This window comes from Mucilaginibacter sp. P1_D10 (genome assembly GCF_056406215.1).
Window position 1 is genome coordinate 50789 of record NZ_JBFUAP010000009.1, and the last position, 19248, is coordinate 70036.

Sequence of the window (19248 nt, forward strand, 5' to 3'; positions counted from 1 at the left end):
AATTTATTATGCAATATAGAAGAACATTTTCCGTCAATTTTGCAAAACCCTTTTTAGGCGTATTATTTCTTTTTATAACAGGTCGTTTTTTTATCTCCAAATTTTTCAATTAGTCCATTCTCAAAACCATTTTTTAGGTCTCTACTCGCAGTAGCAGTTGATATTTCCGGTAAATGTTTCATGTAGTCTTTTCGAGTAAATTTTTCATTATAACTTTCTAAGAAAATCTCTAACCTTTCAGTTTCATTCAATCTTTTGGTGTCGTTTTCTAATAATTCATCAAATGATTGATCTATTATATTCAACATAAATTCTATAAATATAGTTGATTTGCCTTCTTTGTCTGAAATTGAAAGGGCATTATAATAATCATTTTGGTTTTTTGAGATTAATGTCTCAAAAGGTAAAAACTCAAATAGTGGGTATTCGCTCATTAGGATCGAAGTTTGCCACAGTCTCCCCATTCTCCCATTGCCATCCATAAAAGGATGAATGAACTCCATTTCGTAATGAAAAACACAACTTTTTATAAGCGTTAGTTCTGATTTGTCTTTCAGGTACTGAAATAATTCATTCATCAAATATTTTAAATTTGAAAATGGAGGTGCGATATGCTCAACTTTAGAGCCCTTTACTATTCCAACTCCTTTAGTCCTATATTTTCCAGGATCTAAAACCAGCCCATTCATTAGCAGTTTATGAGCCTTTAGAAAATCCTTTTCTGAATTGTATTTAAATTTTTTTAGTTCTCTATAAACTTCAAGAGCATTTAATACCTCTTTGATGTCTTTTTCGGGTCCAACAACTCTTTTGTTTTCTATAATGGAAGTTATTTGCTCTTCTGATAGTGTATTCCCTTCAATGCTCAATGAAGAATGAATTGTCTTTATTTGATTTTTTTTTCTAAGTTTAGGATTTTGTCTTACCAAATGTTTTGCATTTACTTCTCCTATTTTTTGGGAAATAGAGGTAATTAGCTTTAATATTCTTGGCGTTATTTCGTAAGGTGGATTCATTTTGATACTATCATTTGATACTATCAAATATACGAACTATTGTAGGTTTGCAATATGAGGGGTATACACCACACACATGTAAGCGTCCCGCTGACGTAACGAAATGATTTTTAGCGGGTTTTCCAGCTTTCGGCTGCTATATCATTAATCTTGTGCCGCAACCCACGTACCGGCCTGCAACAGCTTAGGTCGAAAATGCAAAGGGGTGTTTTGCTAAATAGGCGTATTCACTAATTATTTAAATGCTTAACCCAATGTTTAATTTAGCAAATTCTTCGGGTTTGTTCTCATTAAGATAAATATGAAAAAAATCGCTTCACTTTTAGCAGTATTTATATGTATTGCTACTATATGTTGTGCTCAGCGTTTAAAGCCTAATACGGTCATTAAGGCACAGTCGGCTTCATTTGCTACAAAATTAGATCAATTTAACAATTTGATTGTTAGCAACAGCAGCAATATTTTAACACATAAAATACCCAGGGTAGCACCAACTAATATCACATCTGTTGAACGAGCGGATAAATCGGGATTGTTAAACGCTTTTCAACAGGTTTTTAGCGAGTCGAGACTTCAGCAGCTATCGCCCGAAAATATAATAACAATGACACTCTACGTAGCTCCCTCAGGCAAAGTCCTCGAGGTTTTATTCATCCTAAAGAAAAATACGTTGGTAACGGCCTTGGAATTGGAAGCTTTGGAAAAAGCAATAAAAGCTGATGTTGCATTTATATTGCGACCAGACGAAACAAAAGGAGGCGATTTTTTCGCGATTGGACAAGTGGTAAAACTAAGTCGGGTTTTAGATAAAACGCTAAAATAATTCCATAAGTGTACGGCTATGGTCACAAGACCAACAACGGCTGAGGCCAACCCCTCGCCGGTTCAAGCGTCCCGCTGACGTAACGAAATGATTTTTAGCAGGTTTTCCAGGCTTTCGGCTGATAACAAAGTAAAGTTCGTCGGTTGAGCCGTTGCGTTGCATGGTAATAAATATGCGCATGTTTCCTGACATTGCAAAAGCGTTGTTGTAAGCGGGACGCTTACATTTGCTTTGGTTCAAGCGGGACGCTTGAACCGGCGGGGGCCATATTTTAACTCAGTTCCCTTAATTTCTGAATACAATTACTTTTCCGGTCTTATGTTTAATCAGCGTGTAAGTGGAAGCCCCCTTTGTTTTCTTTAAGGTATCACCTTTTTCTATTTGATATTCGAAATCATAACCGGCATTTAAAATATATTCCTCGTTATTTATTTGAATTATTGGCGTGCCCTTTTCATCATAGGTGACAGCATGTATCACCCCCGCAAAATTGTAAGATAAGTTTTTACTAAATGCCACATTTGAACGGTATATAAAAAAACCGAAAAATAACAAAAACATTGTAACGGAAATCGCCAGAAATAACTTTAAGTCCTTGTCCATATTTATCTATTCAAATAGCGGTTTAGTATAACTTACGCCCCTCGCCGGTTCAAGCGTCCCGCTTGAACCACACACATGTCAGCGTCCCGCTGACGTAACGAAACGATTTTTAGCGGGATTCACAAGCTTTCGACTGCTAAATCTGCCGAAACACACGTACCAGCCGGCACTCTGCCAACATCACCAAATAATCTGTAGCGGACTTTCAGGGTTCGCGCTACTATACCAGTACTCATGTGCCGAACCCACGAACCCGGCCCTTACCGGATTCTCATGAGTGTAATCGATTTTTTGCTCGATAACAGCAGGTGTATAAAGTACAACAGGATAATTCCCGTTCTGCCAAAATTGATGTTTTTCATTTACCGCGTTGTGTTTACCCGCCTTGTCAAAAGCCTTCAGCATCCATTCGCGCCGGCTTTCCTGTGTGTTGGCGGCTATCATCTTATAGAGTTCTTTTGATGTGTAGCTTTTAAAGCGCCCCAATACATCGCCCAGTGAGCCATCAGTAACATTGGCCACCATGTGGATATGGTTGGTCATGATAACATAGGCGTAAATATTGAGATTCGCGTTTTGCTGGCACCAAGCCAGGTTTTCGATGATGAAATCGCTGTAATAGCGACGGGTAAACACGTCTATCCAGTCTACTACGGTTAGCGTGACAAAGTAAAGTTCGTCGGTTGAGGCGTTGCGTTGCATGGTAATAAATATGCGCATGTTTCCCGACATTGCAAAAGCGTTGTTGTAAGCGGGACGCTTGAACCGGCGGGGTGGGGTAGGAACTTACCAGGGCTTATAATTATACAAATACATACCCCGCTGTTAATTTAAGATTACCTTTAACTAATCAAAACTTGAAACCCCTATCATGAAGTGCATATTTACTTTTTTATTATTTTCTATTATTGCACAAAGCGAGGCCCAGAACAAGCTGCCCCTTATCAAAGCTACCTCTATACAAGCACAAATTTACGAAAAGGATGATCCGGCGTCCAATTGGACTATCAACCCTAAAATTAAGCTGGATGCCCACATTACAGGAAAACTGGTCAAAACTTCATTAATAAAATTTAAGACCGATATTGATTCCATCAGCTTCAGACTGAAACCCGGCCAGTATAAAGATTTTTTAGTTCTCCTGAATGGTAAAGATACCTGCCTTACGCGCATCCAAAGCCCGGAAGTAAAGAACTTCAGTAAGTTATCGCCCGAAGTTCACGACACCATTCCTTTTTTTGTAAACAAGTTCAATACCAACTTCATACCGGTGCTTTTCAATAATGCCGATACGCTTATGATGAACTTTGATACCGGCGCCACCGAGGTTTCTTTTACAGAAGATGCGCTAAAGCAAAAGATCAAGTCTAATCCCAGGCTTTATAGTGCATTTTATAATTTAAAGATCGGAAGAGGGAATTTTAAAAGCAAAATCTATGATATCCGGCTTGCAGGAAACGAAACTGACGGGCTTATAGGATGGGACAACTTCGATGGGATGATCGTAGAACTTGATTATGATCACAACCGGATGATCGTCAGTTCTAAAATGCCAGGGCAGATAGCAAAAGACCATACCTATTCAAAATTTAAGATCAGGTATTTTAAGAACAAGCCCTTTATCGAAGGCGAAATATATCAACGCGATAGCAAAAGTAAAAACTGGTTCCTCTTCGACCTGGGTTATCAAAGAACGGCTATGCTGGATGATGACCTTCTGAAACAGGCACAATTTCCGGTTGGGGATATGAAGGTCATTAAAAAAGTGATCATGCACGGCATTAAAGGCAATGAAATCCCGGTAATCACTGCCAATCTGAAAATGTTGAAATTGGGAGACTATGAGCTGGTTGATGTGCCTGCTCAGCTAATCGGACAGAACAAGCCGCTCCGGGGAGCAAGTATTCATATTTTGGGAACCGACATTTTGAAACGATTCAATACAGTGTTAGATTTTCAAAATAACATGATTTACCTTAAGGCGAATACCTTGTACCGCACCGCATATGCCGATTGATGCCTTTGTTGGTCCTATGACCATATAGCCAGCTGCCTTGCAAGTACTTAGGCACGAGTACACCACGCGCTGCGCCTGCGTTGCTACTCGCGCCAGGTGGGGAGTCGGTAAGCGCATTGTAATACGTTTTTACCACCCGCCCGTTTTCGTTGAAAGTAGGGGCTGATATAGTAATCGGTGTAGGGGGGGGTAGCGGTAAGTGAAAAAGCATTATGGCAGTGCCTTCGGCCCGGGCTTTATCGGGCTACGCTGCGCTTCGGCCTCCCTGACTGCCACCCAGGCCCCGCGCGGGCGGCTTCCCCTTTCAATCCCTACTGCGAATGAAGGGTAAACACACAAAGCACGCGCCCACCAGCATATGGTACCGCCGGGGGCATTCCCGCGCTTCAGTTGTTGGTCATAACGCACAACAACGGCCAGCACCACGAACACCAACAAAGGCGGAAAAGGCTACCCACCCGCGCTAGACGGAGAAACTCACAGATAATTGCCTGTTTTAGCCAAATGTCGAATTTTCATTCTATAATTCTTCTTCCCTAAAGAAGCCCCCAAGTCGGATGATTTCTTTAGCAGTTGCAAAGCTAAGTCAAAGTCTTGCTTACAGCCTTCCCCAAGTGCGTAAAAGTTTGATAAATTATTACATGCTTCACCATGCATGTTTCTGCAAGCTTTGGTATACCAGTATACGCATTTCTTCGGGTTATATAACGGGTTAGGAATCCCTAGATAACTAATATCTTCATATTGTTGTCCCATATCGAACATCGCTTCTATGTTACCCAAATAAGCTGATTTTTTAATTAGTTCAAAATACTCCATATATAGACTATGTTGCGTTTCTAGTGATAAACTAGCCGAATTATCGTACATTTTCATATGAATCACTTTCGCTAAGTTGTATGCATGTTGTCCTTTCATTCGTATTTTCCTTTCATGCTTGTAAACTAAAATGGTTTGTCTGGATGCTGTTTATCCCACCACTCTTTGAACCCAGGCGGAGCTTGCTTGGAAACGTCCCCTCGCCGGTTCAATCGTCTCGCTTGAACCCACATACATGTCAGCGTCTCGCTGACCTGAGTTGCATGGTAATAAATATGCGCATGTTTCCTGACATTGCAAAAGCGTTGTTGTAAGCGGGGCGCTTACATTTGCTTTGGTTCAAGCGGGACGCTTGACCCGGCGGGGGGGGGGGCGTAAAATCAAAAAAACACCCGTCATGTTGATTATTTCAACACCCCATCATAAAAGTGGCCAATTGCTCAGCCGCTATGCGTGCCGATGACCTGCCGTGTGGGGTACTGAAACAAGTTCAGCATGGCGACGGATTGTTTTATCATAGCGATGGGTTTTAGACCTTGGGTGTTCGAAACCTTGAATTGACTTCTTATCCCTCGCATATTTGACTCACCCCGGGTACGCTATCGCTGCCCGACCCTCTCTCCGCAAGCGGAAAGAGGGTGTAGGACAAAATTTTACCCTCTTTGCGAAGCAAGGAGGGTCGACGCACGATAGTGCCGTCGGGGTGAGTCAACTCGCGATGCGGACATGACCGTACGTTTCGAACACTCAAGGTTTTAAACCCATCGCTATGATAGGTATGATAAATAATGCTTTCAGCTAACAACTTCCTTACGCCTTACGCGTACATTTCATCGCGTTGTTTTTGTACCACATCGCTGTTGATGTATTCATCGTAGGTCATCAATTTATCTATGATACCGCCGGGGGTAATCTCGATGATGCGGTTGGCTACGGTTTCTACCAGTTCATGATCTCGCGAGGTGAACAGGACAGTGCCGCGGAAGTCTTTAAGGCCATTATTAAGCGCTGTGATGGATTCCAGGTCGAGGTGGTTGGTTGGCTCGTCAAACATCAGCAGGTTGGCTTGTTGCAGCATCATACGGCTAAACATGCAGCGCATCTTCTCGCCGCCCGATAATACATTGCTTTTCTTCAATACCTCTTCGCCGCTGAACAGCATGCGGCCCAAAAAGCCGCGGATAAACTGATCGTCTTTTTCGCCGGGCGAATACTCGCGCAGCCAGTCGATCAGGTTCAGGTCCTTGCCTTTAAAGTATTCGGAGTTATCGATAGGGATATCCGCAGGGTTGATGGTAACGCCCCATTTAAAGCTGCCTTTGTAATCCTTATCGCGACCGGTAAGGATATCGTATAAAGCCGTTGTTGCCAGGCTGTTGTTGGATAGTATGGCAATTTTATCGCCTTTATTCACCAGCAGGTTTATATTCGAGAATAGCAAATCGCCGTTTAGGCTTTTGCTCAGTTTCTCTACCTGTAATATCTGGTCGCCGGCTTCGCGTCCCAGGTTGTTGAATATAATGCCCGGGTACTTGCGGTTAGATGGTTGTATCTCATCCAGGTTGATTTTATCGAGGGCCTTTTTACGGCTGGTAGCTTGTTTAGATTTTGAGGCGTTGGCGCTAAAGCGGCGGATGAACTCCTGCAGTTCCTTTACGCGGTCCTCGGTTTTCTTATTCTGGTCGCTGCGTTGTTTCAGGGCCAGTTGGCTACTTTCGTACCAGAAGGTATAGTTACCGGTGTAGATGGTCATTTTAGAGAAGTCGATATCCACCACGTGGGTACAAACCGTATCCAGGAAGTGCCTATCGTGCGATACCACCAAAACGATGGCCTCGTACGATGCCAGGAAATCTTCCAGCCAGGTAACGGTGTGGATGTCCAAATCGTTGGTAGGCTCATCCAGCAACAAAATATCAGGCTTACCGAACAAAGCCTGCGCCAATAACACGCGTACCTTTTGGGTGTTATCCAGGTCCTTCACCAACTGATAGTGGAATTGCTCTTTTATACCCAGGTTGCTCAATAGGGTAGCGGCATTGCTCTCGGCGTTCCAGCCGTCCATTTCGGCAAAAAGGTTTTCCAATTCGCCGGCGCGTTCGCCATCGGCATCGGTAAAATCTTCCTTAAGGTAAATGGCATCCTTTTCTTTCATTATGGCATACATTTCCTTATGGCCCATCATCACGGTTTCCAATACGGTGAACTCGTCAAAAGCGTAGTGGTTCTGGCTAAGCACGGCCATGCGCTCGCCGGGCGTAAAGCTTACCGATCCGCTGCTAGGGTCGATCTCTTTAGATAATATTTTCAGGAAGGTAGACTTGCCCGCGCCGTTTGCGCCGATAATGCCGTAGCAATTGCCTTGCGTAAACTTCAGGTTTACGTCTTCGAACAAAGTACGCTTTCCGTAGCGTAAGGATAGATTAGATACCGTGATCATTGCACTTATAATTTCGGCAAAAATACGGTTAAATACTTAATTTTTTAGCATGAATAACTGGCGGGAATTGCCAAGATGGATGAAAAAAATGAACTGTTACATCTACATTTATTATTTCAATAAAAATTCAGGCATAAGCATGGGTATTTAGCATCAATTTGGGGTATTTCTTGCTAAGAAATTGTCAATTCTACACTATGGATAATAATTCCCCAAAAAGCGAAATTTAGCTGTAGATTAAGTTACACAAATGAAACTAAACCACTTGACAATACGTTATTAAGGTGTATTTTTGGGAATACTTAACCAATATTTAACCGATTATTAACCGATTTTAGAACATTTATTAATTATTTACAGCCGAATCTACCATTTGGAACATCCTTTGACTTGTGTGTAAGAAAGAATTTTTAATTAACCTTTATAAGTCGAATAGTTATGGGATCTGTAATCATCTGTTTAGTTGCCGTTAACATTGTAATGGCGCTGCGCAACACCGAAGAACGAGAAGTATATTAATAGCATATATTATACACTTTGTGCCCCCAAGCAAGCCCAAGGATTAGCTAAAAATAACAGCTAGTCTTTGGGTTTCGTTTTCTGTAAGCTTTTGTAAGGGGCCCGATGCCATCATCTTCATCAGCATGTTAAGGTTGGCATCTATGGTAAACACGGCTTCGGTTTGGTTGCCGCGCTCGGCAAGCACCCATTTCAATTCCATATCGAAGGGTGGTTTCTCTGCCGGCACTATCCTTATCTCGCGGTTGGTAATGCGGTTATCTATCTTCAGGCTCAGTTTGGTAATGTTCTGTATTTCAAAGCTCGCCACATCCTTATCTGCTTGCCAGCCAATAACATTTTCGGGCATCAGTTGCCCATGGTTATTCATATCCGCCAGGAAAATATAAACTTCGCTTATTGGTTTATTAACCAATACTTTACTTTCGAATACGCTCATTGTTTTATAATTATTGGCCCCAGGTTGACGGTTGCTCGCGCCACTGCTTTAGTACTTCTATATCTCCGGCCGAGATATATTGTTTCTCCTCAGCATATTTCAAAAGGGCGGTGTAATTAGATAAAGTTACGTACGGGCATTTAGCAGCCTTGAAATTCTCTTCGGCCACATCAAAACCGTAGCTGAAAATAGCGGCCAATCCTGCAACGTTGTAGCCTGCATCACGCAGTGCTGCTACGGCCTGCAGGCTGCTTTTGCCGGTAGATATCAAATCTTCTATCACCACTACGCGTTTGTCGGTAGAAATTTCGCCTTCAATGAGGCTGCCGGTACCGTGTTCCTTGGCTTTAGACCGTACGTAGATGAAGGGGAGGCCCAATTCCTGGGCAACCAATGCCCCTTGTGGGATGCCTGCGGTAGCTACGCCCGCGATGCAGCCCACAGCGCCGAATTTTTCTGATATGGCAGAAGATAATTGCTGCCTGATATAGGTGCGGATGGTAGGGAAGGAGAGCGTGATGCGGTTATCGCAATAAATAGGCGATTTCCAGCCCGAAGCCCAGGTAAAAGGATTATTAGGTTGTAATTTTATTGCTTTAATTTGCAGCAGGAACTCGGCAACCTGCTGTTCGGTCTCATTATTGGTAAACATGGCTCAAAAATACAGAATTTATATTAACGAAAAAGCGATTTTGCTCACAGCCACGCTGCCTGAGCAAGCGGAAAAATTCCAAAAGATTGATGCAGAGCATTTTGATCTGCAATTAATTTATACATGGGTAGCCGTGCAGCCGGGCAACTTGTTTTACGTGCTTTGCGATGACCCGAAGGATTTCCTCAAAAAAATCACCAAAACGGTTAAGCTGATAAAGGCGGCAGGCGGCCTGGTACAGCACGAAGATGGCAACCACCTGTTTATTTACCGCAACGAGAAATGGGACCTGCCAAAAGGCAAGATAGAGAAAGGCGAGAAGACCAAAGTAGCCGCCGTGCGGGAGGTTGAGGAGGAGTGCGGCATAAAAGTAGCCAGCCTGGAAGATAAGATCTGCAAAACCTACCACATGTACGTTTGGAAAGGCGTTATCACGTTGAAGAAAACGCATTGGTACCTCATGAGGCATAAGGGCAAGGCGAAGCTGGTACCACAAACCGAAGAGGGGATAACCGCCGTGCGCTTTTTTAACCGCGAGCAGGTGGCCACCATCGTAAGCAATACTTTCCCATCAATTATGGACGTGCTGGAAAAAGCCGGTTTGCTGGAAGAGCGCGATATGCTGGTATAGGGCGAAAAAAAAGAGCTGAAAATTGTCCCTTTTTTTGAGAAAAAATGCCCGTTTTTGTGTCTGTTTTTAGAAATTTTCGGAGATTTTCGCAGGTGATTTAAAGGAAAGCCAGCGCTTCCTTAGGGATAAATTGGGCCACATCGCCATTATAGCGGATTATCTCGCGTACGATGCTGGAACTGATAGAGGAGTACCCCGGCTTGCTCACGATGAAGATGCTCTCTATCTCCGGCTCCAGCGCGTGGTTCATCTGGGCTATGGCTTTTTCGTATTCAAAATCGCTCACGGTACGTATGCCACGTATCATATAATCCGCCCCGATGCTTTTGCAGAAATTCACCGTAAGGCCATCATAGGCCACCACATGGATGCGCTCATCGTGCGCGAAAACCGCGCGTATCATATCTTCGCGCTTGGCCACGCTCAGCAGACCGTGCTTGGTGCTGTTTACCCCGATGCCGATATACAGCTTGTCGAATAAGCCTACGCTCCGTTTTACGATATCTACGTGGGCCTTGGTAATAGGGTCGAACGAACCGGGGAAAAGGGCAATTTTCATAAGAGTTTATACTAGCGTTGCTTCAACCAAAAGTAGCAATCAAAAAACAGAATGCCGTAGCTAAATAAAAATTATCGGCGACGCGTATATCGGAAGTGTAAACCTACACCAGGATTAGTCATCAAAAAGGTAAACTCCTTTCAGGACGGCACAGCAGGGTGTTTCAAAAGTGTCCCAAAAAGTGTTTCAGCGCTTTTTTTTCGATATAAGTAATTTACAATAAGAATCTTATAATTAGATACTTACAACGCCTACTTAAGCAACAGGGATGTCCCAAAGTGTTCCACTGAAAACTGTAATCATTTGATAATCAGCACTAATTAAAAAATAAGTGTCCCACATTTAAAGTGGAACACTTAAAAAAAAACCTATTTCAGGACAAGACAACACCTGATGTGATACCCAATAAATTTCCTGTCAAAAATTCACCTTATCTACGTCAAGTCCTGTTCTTAATCTGCATTTTTGCGTGTGCCCGCATCAGAATACATATCTCCATCCTTCCCGCATCAACCCAACGCCCAGCAAAACGAGCTGTTCGGCAAACTGCACCGTTTCTTACTGAGCGATGAGGGCCATGAGTGCTTTATACTGCGGGGCTATGCCGGTACGGGCAAAACCACGGTGGTGGGGGCCTTAGTGCAGGCGTTAAAATATTACGATTACAAATCGGTGTTGCTGGCACCTACGGGCCGCGCGGCAAAGGTAATTACCAATTACAGCGGGCGCAAAGCGTTCACCATCCACAAACGTATTTACCGCAAAAAATCAGCAGTGAATATGGATGAGGCCTTCAAACTAAACGATAACCTGGCCACCAATACCCTTTTCATTGTAGACGAAGCCTCCATGATATCTGATGAGCATAGCGGCTTCAATGGCTCTACTTTGCTGCTCGATCTGCTTAAATTCGTGTACAACGGCCGCAACTGCAAGCTGATGTTGGTTGGCGATACAGCCCAGCTGCCACCCGTAGGTTCTATAGACAGCCCCGCGCTTGACAGCAAGCTGATGAAGGATAAGTTTATGCTGGAGGTACATAGCTACGAACTGACCGACGTATTGCGTCAGCAGCAGGATTCGGGTATCCTGTATAACGTTACCGAGGTGCGCGATATCATCCGCCGCGAAGAGGAGGACTATCCCCAGATTGTTACCGAGGGCTACAAGGACGTTATCCGTATGACGGGCGCCGACCTGGAGGAGGAGTTAAGTACCGCTTATCATAAATACGGGTACGATGGCACGCTCATCATTTGCCGCAGCAACAAAAACGCCAACCAGTATAACATGCAGATCCGCAACCGTATTTTAATGCGGGAGGAAGAACTCACCGGGGGCGATCACTTGATGATTGTGCGTAATAATTACTTCTGGCTGCAAACAGAGGAGGAGGGTAGCACGGCATTCATCGCCAATGGCGATATCGTAAAACTGCGCAAGGTGCGGCGGATGGAGGAGATGTACGGTTTCCGCTTTGCGGATGTGCAGCTGGAATTTATAGATTACGCTGAGGACCCGGTGCTGGATTGCAAGATACTCATCGATACCCTATACTCCGAAGCCCCGGCACTCACCCCCGATAACCAGAAACGCCTGTACCTGGAGGCCATGAAAGATTACGAGCACATACACAACAAGCGCGAAAAACACGAGCAACTGAAGCTTAACCCATACTACAATGCCCTGCAAGTAAAGTTCGCCTACGCCATTACCTGCCACAAGGCTCAGGGCGGCCAATGGGAAGCCGTGTTCGTAGATCAGGGTTACCTCACCGAAGAAATGGTGAATACCGATTTCCTAAGATGGTTCTACACCGCCTGTACCCGCGCCACGGAGAAATTGTATTTGGTGAATTTTAATGAGCGGTTTTTTGTCTGAACTCGAATTTAAGGAATTGATCGAATTTTTGGAATTGAAAAAGGCGCGCTTTAATTCTGTAAGTTCCTAAAATTCGACAAATTCGAGTTCAGACAACCTATTCCGCCTGCGGTAGCTCAATGGTAAAGGTGCTGCCTTTGCCTTCTATGCTCGATACGCTTATCTTGCCGCCATGGCTCTCTACGATATGTTTTACGATGCTGAGCCCGATGCCGGTAGATTGCTCACCTTTTAGGCCCGCGCGACCCGCCCCGCTGAAACGGTCGAATATCTTGGGCAGCATCGCCTTGGGGATGCCCATGCCATGGTCGGTTACTTTAATAATGATGCGCTCTTTCACACGGCTCAGGTGTATCTCAACATTGTCGGCATCGGTAGAGAATTTGAGGGCATTGCTAATGAGGTTGTCTATCGCCCTGGGGAATTTTTCGTGGTTTATCAGCGCGTAGGCCTCGTGGGTGTCGGTTATCAGCATTACCCGGTTGCGGCCGCCTAGCTGCACACGCCAGGTGTTCACCATGTTTTGCAACAGGTTGTTCATCTCGGTACGGCTTGTATCAAAGCTCGTGGTGCCCTCATTACGCGCGGCCTCCAACAGGTCGTCGATAATGTTGCGGGCCTTCACGCAGCTATCGCGCATCATTTTCAGGTTATCCTGCGTGTCTTCGTCTATGTCTTCCATCTCCATCATCATAGCTAACGATTCTACAGCTGCTATGGGGTTGCGCAAATCGTGCGCTACGGTGCCCAGCACCTGATTCTTGAACACGTTGGCTTGCTCAATCACGGTGTTCTTCTCGCGTATTTCTATCACCTGTAAGTAATAGTTGGCTTTGTATGAGAAAAAGTAGCGCGAGGTTAAAAAGAAACCGGCAATCAAAATCATCGATATCATTTGATTGTATATCATTTCTGTAGCATCGGCCTGGGCGTGGAAAAGCAGCGCCGTGAACAGCAGCTCGATGCCTATCAGCAGTACCACGGTTTCGTAATACTCAAATACAAAAAGCACGCTCACTAAACTCAGGGCTACCATGTAAAGCGTGAGGGCGTTGCTGGGGTCGGCAGTAGCAATAAAGCTGGAATACATGCCGCTGACGATGATGTACAGCGAAAAAACAAATACAAACAAAGCCATGCCGGCATTGCCTTTTTTGGTTTTGTGAAAATGGTTGATGAATAAATGGCTGGCAATGTAAAAGAATGGTGTTACAGCGATGTATATCCAGTTGGTAAAGCTAAATTCGGGGAAGTTTTGGGCCCGGGTAAGGCTCTCGGGGAATATGTGGTACAGGATGCGGATAACCAGGTTAAGCGTAAGGAATACCAAACTGGCCCTCCGTAAGCTGAGCAGATTTTGATAGGTATAGTAGTTACGGTACGCGTTGGCGTACTTTACCGGTAACTTCGAAAAATAATGCGTATCCAATGGTTATTTCAGTAAGGGTAGGCAAAGGTATTTATTTGCAAACCAAAATTAATATATTTCCTTATAAAGCAATGCCATACCGTCGCCCCTGAAAGTTTTTTATAGACAGAATGACCGCGCCTTGCGAAGTTTGATGCCAAATTTTCATAAATCAGAGCGTGGCAATTGTTTTGAGCATACTTGTGTACCATAATAATTACCATGAATTTCAACAATTTTACCATAAAAGCACAGGAAGCCGTGCAGAAGGCCTCCGATATAGCAACCGGCAACCAGCAGCAGGCCATTGAGACCGCGCACCTGCTAAAAGGCTTGCTTTTGGTTGATGAAAACGTAATAACCTACCTGCTTAAAAAGCTGAACGTTAACCTGAACAGGCTTAACGAAACGCTGGATACGCAGATTGCATCGTTTCCGAAAGTGAGCGGAAGCAATGTGTATTTGTCCTCCGCAGTGAACTCTACTTTACAAAAAGCGCAGTCGTACCTGAAAGAGTTTAAAGACGAATTTGTATCCGTAGAGCATTTATTGCTGGGCGTTTTGGCCGCAGGCGATAAAACAGCATCTGCCCTGAAAGATTTCGGCGTAAACGAAAAAGACCTTAAGAAAGCCATCACCGCGTTACGCGGCGATAACAAGGTTACCGACCAGAACGCCGAGGTTACCTATAACGCGCTTAATAAATATGCCCGTGACCTGAACGAGTACGCCGAAAGCGGCAAGCTGGACCCGGTTATAGGGCGCGACGAAGAGATACGCCGCGTAATACAGATACTATCGCGCCGCACCAAAAACAACCCGATTCTGGTTGGCGAGCCAGGCGTAGGTAAAACTGCTATTGCCGAGGGCATTGCCTTCCGCATCATCAAAGGCGACGTGCCCGAGAGCCTGAAAACCAAAACCGTTTTCTCGCTGGATATGGGCGCGCTAATTGCCGGTGCCAAATATAAAGGCGAGTTTGAAGAACGCCTGAAAGCTGTCATAAAGGAAGTGATACAAAGCGATGGCGAGATTATCCTCTTTATCGATGAGATACACACCCTGGTTGGAGCAGGCGGCGGTGAAGGTGCCATGGATGCGGCCAATATTTTAAAACCGGCCCTGGCCCGTGGCGAATTACGAGCCATAGGCGCGACCACGCTGAATGAGTACCAGAAATACGTAGAAAAGGATAAGGCCCTCGAGCGTCGTTTCCAAAAGGTGATGGTGGGCGAGCCGGATACTGCTGATGCTATATCCATCCTGCGTGGATTGAAAGAACGTTATGAGGCACACCACAAAGTGCGTATCCGCGATGAGGCTATTATTGCTTCGGTGGAGATGTCGCAACGCTATATATCCGACAGGTTCTTGCCCGATAAGGCCATCGATTTAATGGACGAGGCCGCATCTAAACTCCGTTTGGAAATGGACTCGGTACCAGAAGCGGTGGATGAACTGGAACGCCGCATTATGCAGCTGGAAATAGAGCGCGAGGCCATCAAACGTGAAAAAGACGACCGCAAGGTTGCCGAACTGAGCGAAGAGATTGCCAACCTATCGGCCGAACGCGATTCCCTGCGGGCTAAATGGCAGGGCGAAAAGGATATCGTAAACGGCATTAACCAAAAGGTTGAGCAGATAGAAAACTATAAGTTGGAAGCCGAACAGGCCGAACGCGCGGGTGACTACGGTAAAGTAGCCGAGTTGCGCTACGGCACCATCGTACAGGCGCAGCAGGAAGTTGAAAAACTGAAAGCTGCCCTTGCAGAAAATCCCGATGACAGCCGCATGCTGAAAGAGGAAGTTACTGCCGACGATATTGCCGGCGTAGTAAGCCGCTGGACGGGCATCCCCGTGAGTAAAATGATACAAAGCGAACGCGAAAAGCTGCTGCATTTAGAAGAAGAACTACACAAACGCGTAGCAGGGCAGGAGGAGGCCATAGAGGCTATCAGCGATGCCATACGCCGCAGCAGGGCAGGCTTACAGGATAAACGCAAGCCGATTGGTTCCTTCATTTTCCTGGGGACTACTGGTGTTGGTAAAACGGAGTTGGCAAAAGCCTTAGCCGAATACTTGTTCAACGACGAGAACTCCTTAGTAAGGATAGATATGAGCGAGTACCAGGAACGGCATTCCGTTTCTAGATTGATAGGAGCGCCTCCGGGCTATGTGGGTTACGATGAAGGCGGGCAATTGACCGAGGCCGTGCGCAGAAAGCCATACAGTGTGGTATTACTGGATGAGATTGAGAAGGCTCACCCGGATGTGTTCAATATCCTGTTACAGGTATTGGACGATGGGCACCTCACCGATAACAAAGGCCGTGTGGTGAATTTCAAGAACACCATCATCATCATGACCTCAAATATCGGCTCCAACATTATACAGGAGAACTTCCAGAATCTGGAAGACAAAAACCGCGATGCCGTGATAGCCAAAACAAAGAACGATTTGTTCAATGTGTTGCGTGCTACCATCCGCCCCGAGTTTTTGAACCGGATAGACGAGATCATCATGTTTACCCCGCTAAGCCGCGACGAGATAACCGACATTGTGAAACTGCAGTTTAAACAATTGCAAAACACGCTGGCCGAACTGGGCATCACCATAGAAGCATCGGAAGAAGCCCTGGACTGGCTGGCCCAGCTTGGTTACGACCCGCAATTCGGTGCCCGTCCGCTAAAGCGCGTGATTCAGAAAAAGATAATGAACGAACTGTCGAAACAGATACTATCCGGTGCGGTAGATCGCGACAGCAAGATAAAACTGGATATGTTTGATAACAACTTTGTGTTTATGAATTCGTGATTGCCGGAGTGAATGGTTGATTAGTGAGTGGAGAGTGGTTGAAAACACAAGTTGAAAATATAGTTCAGAATAGATAGCTGCCTGTGAGGGTGGCTCTTTTTTTGTGCGGGAATTTGTACATTTAAGTAATGAAACCTATAATCCTATCAGTCACGATAATCTGCCTGTTCGTAGCCTGCAAACCTAAATCCAAAACTGATTCACCAAAGCAGCCATACGAGTTAATTATTAATCAAGATCAAATTCCACCTGTGAGTGATATAGCATCACCTTATCAAATAGAAACTTTCAGAGGCATAACAGTTCCAATAGCACTTTTGAACAATAGCAATGATACCCTAAAATATGTTAATATGAGCTGCTCGAGTGATGAGATTTTCTCTACCAATTCAAACAAGGTAGTACTGTTTAGGCATGGCTGCGATAAAAATATTGACGAAATTCATACCGTTCCGCCGCATCAATCAGAAATTATTAACCGTGCATTGGTAGTAAGCAACAAAGCAAGCAAGGGTGAAAAGTTTAAAGTGAGTATGTTATTAATAGTTAGCACCGACTACCAAAGTTTATACACTTTAAATGAGCATATTTCAAAGCATAAGGGAATAACAATATGGTCAAATGAGGTGCATATACCCTAAATACTTTCCTATTTAATGAAAAGTTGCTCGGGAGGGCGTCCGTTTTTTTGTGAGGTCAGGTAGAGAAACGATTAATGCGCTGCACTATTATTTTCCGGCTTCCTTTAAAAAGAAATCAGTCATTTTTTTAAAGGTATTTTCATTGAAAGTAATCGGCCCATGCTGGCCTCCAGGAACAGTGATAAACTCAGTCAATATTCCCCGTTCTTGCAATGCTTTGGCAAAAAGCACACTTTGGCAATAGGGTACAACATTATCCGCATCGCCATGAATTACGATAAAATGAGGATCCGAGTTATCCAAAAAGGTGATGGGGTTGAGAAGAGCTATCATATCAAGATTTTCGGCCGGATTGCCTCTAATAAGCGCCGCTTCGGGGGAGTCTGCTCCTTTTGGTTTATTACACCCATCCATCAGGGCCATGTCGATAGGGCCAAACCAATCAACGGCTGCGTTCACAGAACTGCTGGTTGCAGTATAATTTCCAACATTTCCTTCTATATCAACTTTCACTTTTCCCACTGTAAATTCTTTAACCGCATTTGATGTTGCGGCGAGCGAGGCAAGATGCCCACCTGATGAATAGCCCGTAATGCCAATAAATGAAGCATCAATTTGATATTTACCTGCATTTGCCCTTACATATCGTACTGCAGCTTTCACATCATTGATCTGGGCCGGATAAGGAGCATCCCCACTCGACCTGTGGTTAATGGCTATAACCGCAAAACCGTTGTCGAGTAATGATTTTCCAAAAGCATCATAGGCAGCTTGTTTCAAATTATTGCCATACCATGCACTGCCGTATATTACAACAACTGCCTTATAAGTGGGTTTTGCTACTGCGGGCAAATAGATGTCGAGGTTATGATACTCTTTGCCATCATCGGCATAATTCAAATTGAGCCATTGCTTAACATCTACAGTAGATGGAACAATTACGCTATCTTTTGTTAATTGCTGACTTTTTTTGCAGCTAAGAAGTAATACAACAAGGATTGAGAAGGCTAATCTTAAAGTGGTCATTTAGTATGGTTTAGGTCAAACATAATATTAGTATTTCATATGCTCAAGCTTTGCTTAAAATAAGGCAATCGATGGTCAAATACTTAAAGAGGTCACAAAACGTGTAATACAGAAAAAGGCAATGAACGAACTGTCAAAAAAAGATTCTATTCGGTGCGGAAGACCGCTACAGTAGTGCGTGAATGGTTGATTAGTGAGTGGGGAGTGGTTGAAAACACAAGTTGAAAATATAGTTCAGAATGGAGAGCTGCCGTGTGGGTGGCTCTTTCGTTGTGGCAACTGCGGTTTATTTGTACATTTATCATAATGAACCCTAAAATCTTATCAATCATAGTAATCTGCCTGTTAGCAGCCTGTCAACATAAGCCCAAAGCTAATAATGTAATAAATAGTAAGGTGAAAGACACAGCTGATGCCGCTGTTTCAAGGTTAAGACTTGTACATGATTCGTTAAAGTCAATCGACCATAAGCTCACCCCCAAAAACAGAAAGGATTACATTTTAACAATTGACCAACAGCGAATATCGCCGATAAAGGATACCCTCGATTATACAATAAAAAAAGGGTATCATAAGCAAAGCTACGTCAACGTGCCCATGCTGTTAGAGAACCGAAGTGCTGACACACTAAAATATTTTATCATGACTTGCTCAGAATGGGATGTTTTCAGGGTTAATAATATGAGGTTATCTTATTTTGACACTATATGCGAAAGTAATTTTCCCGAAGTCCGTAAAATTGCTCCCAAGCAATCAGAAAGCTTTAATATTCCTCTAAAAGTAAGCCGTCGAGAAGGGGGGACTCGCACATTTAAAATAGGAATGAGTTTGCAATTATATATTGTGGGCGAGTATTTGGACCCTTACAAAAACATGACTGATCCCAACGCTCCCAACACCATCTGGTCCAACCAAGTCAACATACCATAAAATATCGTTAATTTAAATAGAGAGTTGCCC

17 protein-coding genes are annotated in these 19248 nt (G+C 44.2%); 7 read left to right on the forward strand and 10 right to left on the reverse strand.

Annotated elements, in window-relative coordinates:
* Nucleotides 1-62: 62 nt before the first annotated feature.
* The gene (locus AC1DYT_RS15520) at nt 63-1016 is read right to left on the reverse strand and encodes a Fic family protein (protein ID WP_477470493.1); all 954 of its coding nucleotides are present in this window, start codon (nt 1014-1016) and stop codon (nt 63-65) included.
* Between the two features lie 301 nt (nt 1017-1317).
* Between AC1DYT_RS15520 and AC1DYT_RS15525 the strand changes: the two genes are divergently transcribed.
* Entirely contained in the window at nt 1318-1839 is a 522-nt protein-coding gene (locus AC1DYT_RS15525) for a hypothetical protein (protein WP_477470494.1), read from the forward strand.
* Between the two features lie 285 nt (nt 1840-2124).
* On the opposite strand, the gene AC1DYT_RS15530 is transcribed toward AC1DYT_RS15525, so the two are convergent.
* Nucleotides 2125-2442: a hypothetical protein gene (locus AC1DYT_RS15530; RefSeq protein WP_477470495.1), complete on the reverse strand. Its 318-nt coding sequence runs from the start codon at nt 2440-2442 to the stop codon at nt 2125-2127.
* 180 nt (nt 2443-2622) lie between these two features.
* Nucleotides 2623-3174, reverse strand: coding sequence for an REP-associated tyrosine transposase (locus AC1DYT_RS15535; protein ID WP_477470496.1), 552 nt, complete (start codon nt 3172-3174; stop codon nt 2623-2625).
* A 139-nt stretch (nt 3175-3313) separates the two neighbouring features.
* Here AC1DYT_RS15535 and AC1DYT_RS15540 point away from each other — a divergent pair, with 139 nt between their 5' ends.
* Nucleotides 3314-4459 carry a hypothetical protein gene (locus tag AC1DYT_RS15540; protein ID WP_477470497.1) on the forward strand — a complete coding sequence of 382 codons (1146 nt, stop codon included), beginning with the start codon at nt 3314-3316 and terminating at the stop codon, nt 4457-4459.
* Nucleotides 4460-4936: 477 nt separating this feature from the next.
* Here AC1DYT_RS15540 and AC1DYT_RS15545 read toward each other — a convergent pair whose 3' ends face one another.
* The 4 genes from AC1DYT_RS15545 to pyrE all read right to left on the reverse strand — a co-directional run bounded on the left by AC1DYT_RS15545 (nt 4937) and on the right by pyrE (nt 9328).
* Nucleotides 4937-5377: a tetratricopeptide repeat protein gene (locus tag AC1DYT_RS15545; protein ID WP_477470498.1), complete on the reverse strand. Its 441-nt coding sequence runs from the start codon at nt 5375-5377 to the stop codon at nt 4937-4939.
* A gap of 718 nt (nt 5378-6095) precedes the next feature.
* A complete protein-coding gene (locus AC1DYT_RS15550) occupies nt 6096-7718 on the reverse strand; it encodes an ABC-F family ATP-binding cassette domain-containing protein (RefSeq protein ID WP_477470499.1) in 1623 nt (540 codons plus the stop codon).
* Nucleotides 7719-8280: 562 nt separating this feature from the next.
* Complete coding sequence (locus tag AC1DYT_RS15555; protein ID WP_477470500.1) at nt 8281-8676, reverse strand: SRPBCC family protein; 396 nt, start codon at nt 8674-8676, stop codon at nt 8281-8283.
* Between the two features lie 10 nt (nt 8677-8686).
* A complete protein-coding gene (gene pyrE, locus AC1DYT_RS15560) occupies nt 8687-9328 on the reverse strand; it encodes an orotate phosphoribosyltransferase (protein WP_477470501.1) in 642 nt (213 codons plus the stop codon).
* Here pyrE and AC1DYT_RS15565 point away from each other — a divergent pair.
* Nucleotides 9327-9959, forward strand: coding sequence for an NUDIX hydrolase (locus AC1DYT_RS15565; RefSeq protein WP_477470502.1), 633 nt, complete (start codon nt 9327-9329; stop codon nt 9957-9959). The two genes, pyrE and AC1DYT_RS15565, sit on opposite strands and share 2 nt — an antisense overlap.
* A 97-nt stretch (nt 9960-10056) precedes the next feature.
* Here AC1DYT_RS15565 and coaD read toward each other — a convergent pair whose 3' ends face one another.
* Complete coding sequence (gene coaD, locus AC1DYT_RS15570) at nt 10057-10518, reverse strand: pantetheine-phosphate adenylyltransferase (RefSeq protein ID WP_477458887.1); 462 nt, start codon at nt 10516-10518, stop codon at nt 10057-10059.
* A 471-nt stretch (nt 10519-10989) separates the two neighbouring features.
* Between coaD and AC1DYT_RS15575 the strand changes: the two genes are divergently transcribed.
* Nucleotides 10990-12399: an ATP-dependent DNA helicase gene (locus tag AC1DYT_RS15575; RefSeq protein ID WP_477470503.1), complete on the forward strand. Its 1410-nt coding sequence runs from the start codon at nt 10990-10992 to the stop codon at nt 12397-12399.
* Nucleotides 12400-12496: 97 nt separating this feature from the next.
* Here the strand turns inward: AC1DYT_RS15575 and AC1DYT_RS15580 are convergent, their stop codons facing one another.
* A complete protein-coding gene (locus tag AC1DYT_RS15580) occupies nt 12497-13828 on the reverse strand; it encodes a sensor histidine kinase (protein ID WP_477470504.1) in 1332 nt (443 codons plus the stop codon).
* Nucleotides 13829-14029: 201 nt separating this feature from the next.
* On the opposite strand from AC1DYT_RS15580, the gene clpB reads away from it, so the two are divergent.
* A complete protein-coding gene (gene clpB, locus AC1DYT_RS15585; protein WP_477470505.1) occupies nt 14030-16621 on the forward strand; it encodes an ATP-dependent chaperone ClpB in 2592 nt (863 codons plus the stop codon).
* A 128-nt stretch (nt 16622-16749) separates the two neighbouring features.
* The gene (locus AC1DYT_RS15590; protein WP_477470506.1) at nt 16750-17262 is read left to right on the forward strand and encodes a hypothetical protein; all 513 of its coding nucleotides are present in this window, start codon (nt 16750-16752) and stop codon (nt 17260-17262) included.
* 87 nt (nt 17263-17349) lie between these two features.
* Here the strand turns inward: AC1DYT_RS15590 and AC1DYT_RS15595 are convergent, their stop codons facing one another.
* Nucleotides 17350-18288, reverse strand: a complete 939-nt coding sequence (locus AC1DYT_RS15595; RefSeq protein ID WP_477470507.1) for a prolyl oligopeptidase family serine peptidase — start codon at nt 18286-18288, stop codon at nt 17350-17352.
* Nucleotides 18289-18594: 306 nt separating this feature from the next.
* Between AC1DYT_RS15595 and AC1DYT_RS15600 the strand changes: the two genes are divergently transcribed.
* The gene (locus AC1DYT_RS15600) at nt 18595-19218 is read left to right on the forward strand and encodes a hypothetical protein (RefSeq protein ID WP_477470508.1); all 624 of its coding nucleotides are present in this window, start codon (nt 18595-18597) and stop codon (nt 19216-19218) included.
* Nucleotides 19219-19248 lie beyond the last annotated feature (30 nt).

Coding starts and splice junctions, on each gene's coding strand:
- AC1DYT_RS15520 (WP_477470493.1), bottom strand. CDS start 1,016: ATGAATCCACCTTACGAAATAACGCCAAGAATATTAAAGCTAATTACC.
- AC1DYT_RS15525 (WP_477470494.1), top strand. CDS start 1,318: ATGAAAAAAATCGCTTCACTTTTAGCAGTATTTATATGTATTGCTACT.
- AC1DYT_RS15530 (WP_477470495.1), bottom strand. CDS start 2,442: ATGGACAAGGACTTAAAGTTATTTCTGGCGATTTCCGTTACAATGTTT.
- AC1DYT_RS15535 (WP_477470496.1), bottom strand. CDS start 3,174: ATGTCGGGAAACATGCGCATATTTATTACCATGCAACGCAACGCCTCA.
- AC1DYT_RS15540 (WP_477470497.1), top strand. CDS start 3,314: ATGAAGTGCATATTTACTTTTTTATTATTTTCTATTATTGCACAAAGC.
- AC1DYT_RS15545 (WP_477470498.1), bottom strand. CDS start 5,377: ATGAAAGGACAACATGCATACAACTTAGCGAAAGTGATTCATATGAAA.
- AC1DYT_RS15550 (WP_477470499.1), bottom strand. CDS start 7,718: ATGATCACGGTATCTAATCTATCCTTACGCTACGGAAAGCGTACTTTG.
- AC1DYT_RS15555 (WP_477470500.1), bottom strand. CDS start 8,676: ATGAGCGTATTCGAAAGTAAAGTATTGGTTAATAAACCAATAAGCGAA.
- AC1DYT_RS15565 (WP_477470502.1), top strand. CDS start 9,327: ATGGCTCAAAAATACAGAATTTATATTAACGAAAAAGCGATTTTGCTC.
- pyrE (WP_477470501.1), bottom strand. CDS start 9,328: ATGTTTACCAATAATGAGACCGAACAGCAGGTTGCCGAGTTCCTGCTG.
- coaD (WP_477458887.1), bottom strand. CDS start 10,518: ATGAAAATTGCCCTTTTCCCCGGTTCGTTCGACCCTATTACCAAGGCC.
- clpB (WP_477470505.1), top strand. CDS start 14,030: ATGAATTTCAACAATTTTACCATAAAAGCACAGGAAGCCGTGCAGAAG.
- AC1DYT_RS15590 (WP_477470506.1), top strand. CDS start 16,750: ATGAAACCTATAATCCTATCAGTCACGATAATCTGCCTGTTCGTAGCC.
- AC1DYT_RS15595 (WP_477470507.1), bottom strand. CDS start 18,288: ATGACCACTTTAAGATTAGCCTTCTCAATCCTTGTTGTATTACTTCTT.
- AC1DYT_RS15600 (WP_477470508.1), top strand. CDS start 18,595: ATGAACCCTAAAATCTTATCAATCATAGTAATCTGCCTGTTAGCAGCC.